Origin of the sequence: Pseudodesulfovibrio karagichevae (assembly GCF_041414475.1) — a bacterium.
Classification (GTDB): domain Bacteria; phylum Desulfobacterota; class Desulfovibrionia; order Desulfovibrionales; family Desulfovibrionaceae; genus Pseudodesulfovibrio; species Pseudodesulfovibrio karagichevae.
The window spans coordinates 1-10,387 of record NZ_JBGLYH010000094.1 but is presented as its reverse complement, the minus strand read 5'-3'; the positions used below and the strand labels follow the sequence as shown (position 1 = coordinate 10,387).

Annotated in this window: 11 protein-coding genes; all 11 read right to left on the bottom strand. The window is 65.7% G+C overall.

Annotation, left to right across the window (positions count from 1 at the left end):
• Window positions 1-128: 128 nt before the first annotated feature.
• Window positions 129-890, bottom strand: a complete 762-nt coding sequence (gene trpA / locus AB6M95_RS18650; protein ID WP_371388256.1) for a tryptophan synthase subunit alpha — start codon at window positions 888-890, stop codon at window positions 129-131.
• A gap of 135 nt (window positions 891-1,025) precedes the next feature.
• The gene (gene trpB / locus AB6M95_RS18645; protein ID WP_371388255.1) at window positions 1,026-2,189 is read right to left on the bottom strand and encodes a tryptophan synthase subunit beta; all 1,164 of its coding nucleotides are present in this window, start codon (window positions 2,187-2,189) and stop codon (window positions 1,026-1,028) included.
• A gap of 9 nt (window positions 2,190-2,198) precedes the next feature.
• Window positions 2,199-2,825, bottom strand: coding sequence for a phosphoribosylanthranilate isomerase (locus AB6M95_RS18640; RefSeq protein WP_371388254.1), 627 nt, complete (start codon window positions 2,823-2,825; stop codon window positions 2,199-2,201).
• Between the two features lies 1 nt (window position 2,826).
• Entirely contained in the window at window positions 2,827-3,597 is a 771-nt protein-coding gene (locus AB6M95_RS18635; protein WP_371388253.1) for an indole-3-glycerol phosphate synthase TrpC, read from the bottom strand.
• Window positions 3,587-4,594, bottom strand: coding sequence for an anthranilate phosphoribosyltransferase (gene trpD / locus AB6M95_RS18630; protein WP_371388252.1), 1,008 nt, complete (start codon window positions 4,592-4,594; stop codon window positions 3,587-3,589). Before trpD ends, AB6M95_RS18635 begins: the two co-directional genes overlap by 11 nt.
• Before the next feature lie 4 nt (window positions 4,595-4,598).
• The gene (locus AB6M95_RS18625) at window positions 4,599-5,171 is read right to left on the bottom strand and encodes an anthranilate synthase component II (protein WP_371388251.1); all 573 of its coding nucleotides are present in this window, start codon (window positions 5,169-5,171) and stop codon (window positions 4,599-4,601) included.
• Window positions 5,152-6,609 carry an anthranilate synthase component I family protein gene (locus AB6M95_RS18620; protein ID WP_371388250.1) on the bottom strand — a complete coding sequence of 486 codons (1,458 nt, stop codon included), beginning with the start codon at window positions 6,607-6,609 and terminating at the stop codon, window positions 5,152-5,154. Before AB6M95_RS18620 ends, AB6M95_RS18625 begins: the two co-directional genes overlap by 20 nt.
• Window positions 6,610-6,855: 246 nt before the next feature.
• A complete protein-coding gene (locus AB6M95_RS18615) occupies window positions 6,856-7,626 on the bottom strand; it encodes a prephenate dehydrogenase/arogenate dehydrogenase family protein (protein WP_371388249.1) in 771 nt (256 codons plus the stop codon).
• Between the two features lie 20 nt (window positions 7,627-7,646).
• Entirely contained in the window at window positions 7,647-8,987 is a 1,341-nt protein-coding gene (gene aroA, locus AB6M95_RS18610) for a 3-phosphoshikimate 1-carboxyvinyltransferase (RefSeq protein ID WP_371388248.1), read from the bottom strand.
• Window positions 8,984-10,087 (bottom strand): prephenate dehydratase, encoded by a 1,104-nt coding sequence (gene pheA / locus AB6M95_RS18605; RefSeq protein WP_371388247.1) that lies wholly within the window; start codon window positions 10,085-10,087, stop codon window positions 8,984-8,986. Before pheA ends, aroA begins: the two co-directional genes overlap by 4 nt.
• Before the next feature lie 94 nt (window positions 10,088-10,181).
• Window positions 10,182-10,387: hypothetical protein (locus AB6M95_RS18600; RefSeq protein WP_371388246.1), on the bottom strand; the 206-nt coding region annotated here is incomplete at its 5' end.

The following is a 10,387-nucleotide window of genomic DNA, read 5'->3' as shown; positions in this document are numbered from 1 at the left end:
AACCGGTGGACGAACAATAAAAGTGTTACCCATGTACCCGGGCAGAACTGTTACCCATGTTTCCGGTTGCACAGGGAACCCTTTTCTCAAAGGGTTCCCTTCTCCCCTTCCCCCGGCCGCCGGAGGCGCTACTTCCACGGCTCCATGAAGGAGTCGCTGGAGTGGCCGGATTCTATGTGGGAGATGAGGGCGGAGCCGAACACGGCGGCGTCCATGAGGCCTTCGAACTCCTTGAGCTGGTCCGGGTGTTTGATGCCGAAGCCGAGCGCGACGGGGATGTCGAAGACTTCCTGGGCCTCGGCCAGTTTCTCCTTGATGCGCGCGGGCAGGGATTCGCGCTGGCCGGTGGTGCCGAGCACGGACACGAAGTAGCAGAACCCTTGGGCGCCGTCGGCATAGCGCTTCATGCGTTCCTTGGTGGTGTTCAGGCCGATGAGGGGGACGAGGGCCACGTTGTGCGGCTCCACGGCATCCTTGACGAACTGCGACTCCTCCAGCGGCATGTCCGCGATGATCAGACCGGAGACTCCGGCGGCCTCGCAGTCCGCGCCGAACTTGTCCAGGCCGTACTGGTAGACCGGGTTGAGGTAGCCCATGAGCAGCAGGGCGGCCTTGAACCGGCCCTTGCGTTTCTTGAGCTCGGTCAGGATCCAGGTCAGGTTGATGCCGTCCTCCAGGCATTTGAGGGACGCCTTTTCGACCACCGGGCCGTCGGCCACGGGGTCGGAGAAGGGCATGCCGATCTCGATGACGGACGCGCCCGCCGCGTCGAGCTCCTCCAATTCCTTCCAGAACCGCTCGCGGTCCGGAAACCCGGCGGGCAGGAACGGAATGAGCCCGACCTTCCCTTTGGCCCGAGCCTCTTCTATCTTCACTTGCATTTTATTCATATCGCTCACCTTATCTGTGCGCCCCTCTTGCGTGAAGCGCACATAAAAAGTTTTGGAGATTCCTAAGAACCTTTTTCAAAAGGTTCTTAGGCCGTCGGAGACGCCTCGCCGGCGAGGCGCCGCCGGAGGCATTCTTTACAGAATCTGGTCGAGTATCCCCAGATCCTTGTCGCCGCGTCCGGACAGGCAGACGAGCACGGACTTGCCTTGCAGCTGCTCCCGGTTCTCGATGGCGTAGGCCACGGCATGGGACGATTCCAGGGCCGGGATGATGCCTTCGCGCCGGGAGAGGGTCTTGAAGGCGTTGATGGCCTGGGAATCGTTGATGGTCGTGTAGTCCACGCGGCCGATGGCATCCAAGTGGGCGTGTTCCGGGCCCACGCCGGGGTAGTCCAGGCCGGGGGCGATGGAGTGCGAGGGCTCGATCTGGCCGTCCTCGGTCTGGAGCAGCTTGGTCAGCATGCCGTGCAGCACGCCGTCGGTGCCGTGGTCGATGGGCGCGGAGCTGTAGCAGCCCGGCTCGCCGGTTCCGGCGGCCTCGACGCCCACGATCTTCACGGACTCGTCCGGGACGAAGTGGTGGAACATGCCGATGGCGTTGGAACCGCCGCCCACGCAGGCCACGACCACGTCGGGCAGGTTGCCGTCGTTGCGGGCCATGAACTGTTCGCGCGCCTCCTTGGAGATGATCTGCTGGAACTCGCGGACCAGGGTGGGGAAGGGGTGCGGCCCGGCGGCGGTGCCGAAGCAGTAGTGGGTGGTCTCCTGGTCGGACAGCCAGCGCCTGAGCGCCGCGTTGATGGCGTCCTTGAGGGTCTTGGTGCCCGACTCCACGGCCACGATCTCCGCGCCCATGAGGCGCATGCGGCCCACGTTGGGGGCCTGGCGGACCACGTCGGTGGCGCCCATGTAGATGACGGCCTTCATGTCGAGCATGGCGGCGGCGACCGCGGTGGCCACGCCGTGCATGCCCGCGCCGGTCTCGGCCAGGAGCACTTCCTTGCCCATCATCTTGGCCAGCAGTCCCTGGCCCAGGGTGTTGTTGATCTTGTGCGCGCCCGAGTGGTTGAGGTCCTCGCGCTTGAGCCAGAGGTCCAGGCCGAGGTCCTTGGACAGGTTCGGGCAGTAGGTGATGGCCGACGGACGGCCCACGTTTTCCTTGAGCATGTCGGTGAAGCGGGTCTGAAACTCCTCGGTGGGGAGGATGGTCTTCATGGCCTCTTCGAGCTCGATGAGCGGCGGCATGAGCAGCTCGGGGATGAACTGCCCGCCGAAATCGCCGAAGTATCCTTTTTTCATGATAAATCCTTATTCCATTTCCGCGAGAATCCGGAAGACTTCCCGCAGTTTGGTCTCGTCCTTGATGCCCGGGGCCTTTTCCACGCCGGAATTGATGTCCAGCCCGGAGGGATTCACGGACAGGGCCTCGCGGATGTTGTCCGGCCCGAGGCCGCCCGCAAGGAACCAAGGTGTTTGTATTTCAATATGTTGCAGTATGGCAAGATCAATGGATTTGCCGGTGCCGCCCTGGCCTTTGGTCCCCGCATCCAGGAGGAAGTGGCCGCAGGTCTCGGCGTAGTTCTCGAGGTCCCGCAGCAGGGCCTGGGCCGAGGGGTAGGTGTCGGGCCAGAAGGCCCGGATGACCCGGTCGGGGCCGATCTTCCAGCAGAAGTCCACGTCCTGGCCGCCGTGCAGCTGGGCCGCGTGCAGTCCGCAGCGGTCCATGGTCTCGATGACCTCTTCGGCGGTCTGGTTGACGAAGACCCCGACCTTGGAGACCTTGCCGGTCTTGACCGAGGCCACGAAGTCCGGGTCCGCGCAGCGCGGGCTCTTGGGGTGGAAGATGAAGCCGAGCAGGTCCACGCCGAGCTCGACGCAGAGCTCCACGTCCCGCATGCGGGTCATGCCGCAGACCTTGACCAGGGGGCGGGGCATCCTATTTGACCCCGGCCAGTTCGGCCAGCTTGGCGCCCGGATCGTCGGCCAGCATCAGCGAGGTGCCGATGAGGACGGCATCGAACCCGAGGCCCGCCATTTCCTCGACCTGGGCGCGGGTCTCCACGCCGCTGGCGCAGATCCACAGCTCGCCGTCGCGCTTCTGTTTGATGAAGCGGCGGCCCTGGTCGAGGGTGGTGACCAGGGTGTCCAGGTCGCGGTTGTTGACCTGGATGATGTCGGCTCCGGCCTCGCGGGCGCGGTCCAGGTCCGCCTGGTCGAAGATCTCGACCACCGGGGCCAGGCCGGGCATGCGGGCGATGTCGATGAGTTGCCTGAGGTGCTCGGCGTCGTCGCACATGCGGGCGATAAGCAGCACGGCCGAGGCCGGGCTGGACGCGGTCATGGCCACCTGGAGCGGGTCGAAGATGAAGTCCTTGCGTAGCAGGGGGACGCCCGGCCCGCTCATCATGAACAGGAAGTCCGGGGTGCCTTTGAAGTACTTGTGCTCGGTCAGCACGGAGATGGCCGCTGCCCCGTTCCGCGCATAGATGTCGGCGAAGTCGAGGGGGTTCAGGTTCTCGCCCAGCCTTCCACGGCTCGGGCTGGCGGGCTTGAATTCGGCGATGATCGCCCCCGGTCCCTTGGCCCGGATGGCCTCGACGAACGAAGGTCGCGCCCCCTGGTAGGCGGCCGGAAGATGGCCCTCCATGAAGTTCTTGTGCAGCGACTCGATCTCGAGCTGCTTGGCCTCTCTGAATTTATCCAACATAGGGAAGTCCTTTGGTCAGTCCTTTGTTTACCACGTCGCGGGCGATGTCGGCGCATTCCGCCATGGTGCCCTTGTCCAGCAGATTGAGGCAACCTGCCAGATTGAGGGCCACCATGTCCATCATGGGGGCCGGGCCCTTGCCCGCCAGGATGTCCCTGAGCTTGGCCACGGCGTCCTCCTTGCCGTTCACGCGCACGTCCTCGGCCGCGTGGCGCGGGAAGCCCAGGGATGCGGGATCGACCACGGCCTTGTCCATGCGGCCGTCGTCGATGATGTAGCCCCGGTTCACGCCCCAGGTGGTCAGTTCGTCGAAGCCGCCCGCCCCCGCGAAGATGAGCGCGCGCTTCACGCCGGTCAGGAGCAGGGTCTCGCCCATGAGGAAGAGGCGCTCCTGATCGCCCACGCCGAGCAGCTGGTGCGAGGGCCGGGCCGGGTTGGTCAGCGGGCCCATGAAGTTGAACAGGGTGCGGATGCCGAGCTGCTGGCGCACGGGCATGATGTACTTGAAGGCCGGGTGGTAGGCGGGCGCGAACAGGAAGGCGAAGTGGTACTTCTCAAGCCCAGCCGCGGCCTCCTCCGGGGTCTGGTCCAGGGGGATGCCCAGGGCCTCCAGGGCGTCGGCCGAGCCGCAGGAGGAGGACAGGGCGCGGTTGCCGTGCTTGGCGATGGTGTAGCCCATGTCCGCCAGGAACAGGGACACGGCCGTGGAGCAGTTGAAGGAGCACTGGCCGTCGCCGCCCGTGCCGCAGGTGTCGATGACCGGCTCGGGGCGGTTGCCCTCGAAGCCGGGAATCTTGCGCGCGTGGGAGATGACCGCGCGCACGCCCGCGGCCAGGTCCGTGGAGTCCTCGCCCTTGGCGCGCAGCCCCATGAGGAAGGCCCCGGCCTGGGCCTCGGTCATCTTGCCGTCCATGAGCTCGGCGAACATGAAGTCGGCCTGGTCGTCGCTCAGGGCTTTCCGCTGGGCCAGAATGTCGAGTATTTCGGATATGGTCATGATCTTATCCTTTGATGTTCAGGAAGTTTTGCAGAAGCTTGGGGCCTTCCGGGGTGAGGATGGATTCCGGGTGGAACTGCACGCCGTGCCACGGGCGGTCCTTGTACTGCAGCCCCATGACCTCGCCCTGGCCGGTGCGGGCCGTGACCTCGATCCTGTCGGCGGCCTTTTCGGCCGGGACGATGAGCGAGTGGTAGCGGCAGACCGTGAACGGCGAGGGCAGCCCCTTGAACACGCTCTGGCCCTCGTGGAAGACCTCGGAGGTCTTGCCGTGCATGATCCGCTCGGCGCGCTCGACCGGCGCGCCCGCGAAGTGCCCCAGGGTCTGGTGGCCCAGGCAGACGCCGAGCACCGGGACCTCCTTGGGCAGCCGGGCCAGGAACTCCAGGCAGAAGCCCGCGTTCTGCGGGTTGCTCGGGCCGGGCGAGAGGCAGACGCGCGACAGCTTGCCGCTCGCGGCCAGTTCCAGGACCTCCTCGCGGTCGTTGCGGATGACCACCGGGTCGGCCCCGAGTTGCTGGAAGGCCTGCACCAGATTGAAGGTGAAGGAGTCGAAATTATCGATCAGCAAAAACATCGGTGCCTCCCTTGCCGGTGATGACTTCGAGGATCACGCGGGCCTTGTTGTTGCATTCGTTCCATTCCGCTTCGGGATCGGAGTCGTAGACGATGCCGCCGCCGGCCTGCCAGTGGCACTGGCCGTCGCGGATCCACATGGAGCGGATGGTGATGCCGGTGTCCAGAGAGACCACGTCGTCGTCCAGGCCCAGCCAGCCGATGCAGCCGCCGTAGGGGCCGCGTTCCTGGGGCTCCACCTCGGCGATGATCTCCATGGCCCGGATCTTGGGCGCGCCGGACAGGGTGCCCGCCGGGAAGGTGGCCTGGAGCACGTCGATGGCGTCCAGCCCGTCCTTGAGCTCGCCCCGGACGTAGGAGGTCAGGTGCATGACGTGGGAGAACCGCTCCACGTTCATGAACTTCTCCACGGTCACGGTGCCGGGCTTGGAGATGCGGCCCAGATCGTTGCGGCCGAGGTCCACGAGCATGACGTGCTCGGCCCGCTCCTTGGGATCGGCCAGCAGGTCGGCTTCGAGCCGGTTGTCTTCCTCTTCGGTGTCGCCGCGCCACCGCGTTCCGGCGATGGGCCGGACTTCCAGCTGGCCCGCCGCGCTGCGGGCCATCATCTCGGGGGAGGAGCCGAGCAGGGTGGTGTTGCGGGTCTTGCCCATGGTCGGGCTGTCCGGGAATTTCATGTAGAACAGGAACGGCGACGGGTTGGCCTGCCGGAGCCTGCGGTAGATCTTGAACGGCTCGTCGGACAGGGGCACCGAGAAGCGGATGGACGGGACCACCTGGATGCACTCGCCCTCACTGATGAGCTCCTTGCAGCGTTCCACCGTGGCCATGTGCGCCTCCTTGCCGGGGAAGACCATGGGAGCGCCCGCTTCCGGGGCGTTCAGGTCGGCGCCCCACTGGACCGGGGCGGGCCGGGGAGTTGCGCCTTCGTCCAGGCTCAGGTAGCAGCAGGAGTGGCGCAGGTGGTCGAAGAGGACCAGCTGGCCGGGCAGGATCAGGCACGCTTCGGCGTCCTCGGGCTTGCACACGTCCTTGAGCTTGCGCTCGAACATGCCCGCCGTGCCGTAGCCGAAGTAGCCGTACAGGCCGCGCGTCAGGCCGGGCAGCCCGTCCCGGGGGTTGCCGCCCGTGGTCTCCTGTTTGATGGTCAGATTCTTGAGGACCGCCTTCAGGCCGGGGAGGTAGTCCATGCCCTCCAGCTCCTTGAGCGGGGCCAGGCGGTCGTCCTTGACGTCTACCACCAGCTTGCCGTCCACGGGGTGGAGCAGGAGCCGGTAGTCGAAGGCGATGAGGGAGTAGCGGCCGAGCCGCCCGTCCACCTCGGCGGATTCCAGGAGGATGCCGGGTTGGTCGCCCACCAGTCCCATGTACAGGGAGATGGTGGTCTGCACGTCGGCAGGCAACCATTTGCCGTGCTGCGTGAGGGTGATTTTCTGCATTGTCTATCCTTCACAGCGTCTGCATGCGGGGCGTGAACCCGGGCGCGCAACGCTGGCTTTAAAAGTGCTCGATTAATTATATGGCCGGGGTATGACCTGCCATCCCTTGATCTTCTTGCGGTTTTCCGATTTCCTTCACGTACCGTTCATCTGAATTCTCCTTGAAAAAATGAAGCCGCACCCAGGGTCGGGGTGCGGCTTCGGTTACTGGTGTAATCGTGTGCCTGGCGAGATCGCCGCACCCCATTAATATGATTCGTCGTTACGCCACCACCACTGGGCCCGGTCGGCCAGCAGGTCGAGATCGCCGCCGGCGGCCAGGCTGAGGTAGGACATGAACTTGCGGCTGACTTCCTGCAAAAAGGGGTTGGATTCGGAGATGATTTCGAACAGCTCCGTGTCCTGGGTCAGCATCTTGGCCGCCGCGTCGAGCCTGCGCTTGAAGGACGGGGTGACGAACTCCTTGATGCCGTCCACGTCGCGGGCGGCGGCCAGGAAGGCCACGGTGGAGGTGTAGTTCAGCCCCTGGATGTAGGCCATGGCCCGGTCGTGGTCCGAGGGGGTGGAGTCGAAGCAGGTGTAGCCGCAGCGGGTGAACAGGTCGGCGACCAGCGCGGCCGCGTCCGCGTCCCGCTCGCGGCCGGGCATGACCGCTACCTTGGGCTCGAACCCCTCGGGGATGACCGCGCCGAACAGGGGGTGGGTGCCGACCACCGGCCCTTCGTAGCGCTTGAGCATGGCCTTGACGGGCATGACCTTCACCGAGCCCACGTCGCACAGGATGGTCGGCGCTTCCAGGTGGGGCGACACGCGGTCGAGCACGGCGTCCATGGCCGTGACCGGCACGCTGAGCAGGAGCAGGTCGCAGCCGGACAGCGCGGCGCGCACGTCCTCGTCCGAGGACCTGCTGCCCAGCCCGGAGACGGTCAGGCCGAGCCCGGCGAAGTCCGCCGAGAAACGGCTGCCCATCTGCCCGCTCGCACCCACGATGGTGATGTGGTCGATTCCCTGTGTCATGGTTTCCGGTTCGTTCGGGGTTAGCCGGTGATCTTCTTCCACTCTTCGAAGAAGCCCGGGAATGATTTGCCGACGCAGCCCGGATTGTCAAGGGAGACCTTGATTCCGGCGAGTTCGAACAGCGACATGGACATGGCCATGCGGTGGTCGTTGTAGGTCCTGAACGCCACCTCGCGGCCGCGCGGCAGGGCGCTGGGCCGGATGACCAGCGAGTCTTCGGTGGTCTCGGTCTCGCAGCCGGTGCGGGCCACTTCCGTGGCGCAGGCGGCCAGCCGGTCGGTCTCCTTGATGCGCAGATGGGCCACGTTCGTGATGGTCGTCGGGGTGGCCGCGAAGGCGGCCACGGCGGACACGGTGGGCACCAGGTCCGGGCAGCGGCCCATATCCACCTCGATGCCGCGCAGCCTGCCCGGCTCCACCAGGATGCCGTCGAAATTGACCTTGATGGACGCCCCCATCTGGCTGAGGATGTCCATGATCGCCCGGTCGCCCTGGAGCGAGTCGGCGGCCAGCCCCTTGAGCAGCACCGGGCGCTCGCCCACGGCCCCGGCGGCCAGGAAATAGCTGGCGTTGGACCAGTCGCCCTCGACCCTGTAGCCGGTATTCTGGTAGCCGGTGGGCTGGACGATGAACCGGACCTTGCCGGGGGTCACGCTCTTTATGGAGCGCCAGGGCACGGCCTTCCAGTCGCGCCCCTCGCGGACCTCCACGGAGAAGCCCGCCTTGAAGTCTTCCATGATCCGCAGCGTCAGGGCCGCGTAGGGCCAGGACACGGCCTTCTTGCCGGTCACGCTGATGGTGACCGCATGGTCGGCCATGGGCGCACCCAGGAGCAGGCCGGACAGGTACTGGCTGCTCTCCTCCAGGGTGATCTCCACCTCCTTGCCCTTGAACCCCTTGGCGGTCATGACGAAGGGGAGGAAGCCCGGCTCGCCCTCGAAGGCGAATTCGGTCCCCAGTCCGGACAGGGCGTTGGTCAGCTCGGCCATGGGCCGCTCGTGCATGCGCGGCGCGCCGTGCACCCGGAAGGTGCCCTTGCCCGCTGCGGCCACGGCGGTCAGCAACCGGCAGGTGGTCCCGGACTCGTGCATGAACAGTTCGTGCGGGGCCTCGTCCTTGTGCTTGCCGTCCGCATTGCCCCCCTTGGGCCCGTCCTCCATGCCCGTGACCACGAGCATGCCGTCCTTCTCCACGATGGACGCGCCGCAGGCGGTCAGGCAGCCCCGGGTGCGGGTGATGTCGTCGGAGTCCAGCGCCGAGGTGATCTCGGACACGCCCTTGGCCAGGGCGGCCGCGATCAGGGTGCGGTGGGACAGGGATTTGCTGGCCGGGGCGTTGATGATGATCGGGTCCTTGGTCATTGCAGTTCCTCCTGGGTGGGGTAGGTGCCGAGCACGCGCAGCGTCAGGCATTGGTGGCGGATGTCTTCCAGCACGTCCTCGTACCGGCCGCCGCCCAGGTCGCAGGCCAGGTCGGCGAAAAAGACGTATTTCCACTTTTCGCCCCGGAAGGGACGGGATTCGAGCTTGGTCACGTTGATGCCCTGGTGGGCCAGGGTGGTCAGCACCCGGGCCAGCGCGCCCGGCCGGTTGGGCGTGGTGAACAGGATCGAGGTCTTGTCGCGCCTGTCCTCCTGGGACGGGGACGCGCCGATGATCACGAAGCGGGTCCAGTTGTCCGGCAGGTCCTCGATGGATTCGGCCAGCACGTTCATGCCGTGCATGTCCGCCAGCTTGCGGTGGCCGATCACGGCGGCGGCCTTCTTGTTCGCCACCACCTCGGCTGCCTCGGCCGTGGACTCCATGGGGATGGTCGGCACGTCGCGCAGGTGGGAGTGCAGCCATTCGCGGCACTGGCCCAGCGGCTGCGGGTGGGAGTAGATGACCTCCACGTCGTCCACCTTGTCGGCGCGCGAAATGAGGCAATGGCTGATGCGGCTGAAGACCTCGGCCTGGATGTAGACCTTGTACTTCATGAACAGGTCCACCACCTGGCCGACCGTGCCCTCGATGGAGTTCTCCAGCGGGATGACCCCCAGCTCGGCCCCTTCCTCGGCCACGGCCCGGAATATCTCTTCGAAATTGGACTTGGGCGTCAGCGAGGCGGACGAGCCCATGTGCTCGATGGCCGCGAAATAGGAAAAGGTGCCCTCCGGGCCGAGGTAGACCACGCGCTCGGGCCGCTGCAGATGGCGCGACGAGCTCATGATCTCGCGGTAGATGGTTCGCAGGTGCTTGTCCGGCAGCGGGCCGGGCGAGGAGTTGGCGATTTTGTCCATGACTTCCTGCTCGCGGAACGGCTTGTAGATGGCCTCGCCCTTGGCCGCCTTGTACCGGCCGACGCTCAGGGAGACTTCGGCCCGCTTGTTCAGCAGGTCCACGATCCGCTTGTCCAGCTCGTCGATGGAATCCCGCAGTTCCCCGAGATCGGGAATGTCGTTCTGATCTTTCTTGTCAGCCATACTGTCTCCAGGGGGATGAGTGCCTCCGGCGGCGCCTCGCCGGCGGGGCGTCTCCGACGGCCGGGAACCCTTTGAAAAGGGTTCCCGGACCCTCCTAAACTTTTTGTCGCGCCTCCGGCGGGGCCGTGCGAGCGCGGTGGTTTTCGCTCATCTTATTAGTGTCATGCTTCATTGAACAGTTTTTCTCAACCCCCACCCCGCGAAGCAGCATAAAAAGTTTAGGAAGGGAAAGGGGATGGGGGGCCGGGGGAAGGGGAAAGGGAAAGCCCTTTTCAAAGGGTTTCCCTTTCCCCTTCCCCC

Excerpts from the sequence above, each read along its gene's own strand:
- AB6M95_RS18620 (WP_371388250.1), bottom strand. The coding sequence starts at position 6,609 with ATGCAGAAAATCACCCTCACGCAGCACGGCAAATGGTTGCCTGCCGAC.
- AB6M95_RS18635 (WP_371388253.1), bottom strand. The coding sequence starts at position 3,597 with ATGTTGGATAAATTCAGAGAGGCCAAGCAGCTCGAGATCGAGTCGCTG.
- trpB (WP_371388255.1), bottom strand. The coding sequence starts at position 2,189 with ATGAAAAAAGGATACTTCGGCGATTTCGGCGGGCAGTTCATCCCCGAG.
- trpA (WP_371388256.1), bottom strand. The coding sequence starts at position 890 with ATGAATAAAATGCAAGTGAAGATAGAAGAGGCTCGGGCCAAAGGGAAG.
- aroA (WP_371388248.1), bottom strand. The coding sequence starts at position 8,987 with ATGACCAAGGACCCGATCATCATCAACGCCCCGGCCAGCAAATCCCTG.
- AB6M95_RS18640 (WP_371388254.1), bottom strand. The coding sequence starts at position 2,825 with ATGCCCCGCCCCCTGGTCAAGGTCTGCGGCATGACCCGCATGCGGGAC.
- trpD (WP_371388252.1), bottom strand. The coding sequence starts at position 4,594 with ATGACCATATCCGAAATACTCGACATTCTGGCCCAGCGGAAAGCCCTG.
- AB6M95_RS18615 (WP_371388249.1), bottom strand. The coding sequence starts at position 7,626 with ATGACACAGGGAATCGACCACATCACCATCGTGGGTGCGAGCGGGCAG.
- AB6M95_RS18625 (WP_371388251.1), bottom strand. The coding sequence starts at position 5,171 with ATGTTTTTGCTGATCGATAATTTCGACTCCTTCACCTTCAATCTGGTG.
- pheA (WP_371388247.1), bottom strand. The coding sequence starts at position 10,087 with ATGGCTGACAAGAAAGATCAGAACGACATTCCCGATCTCGGGGAACTG.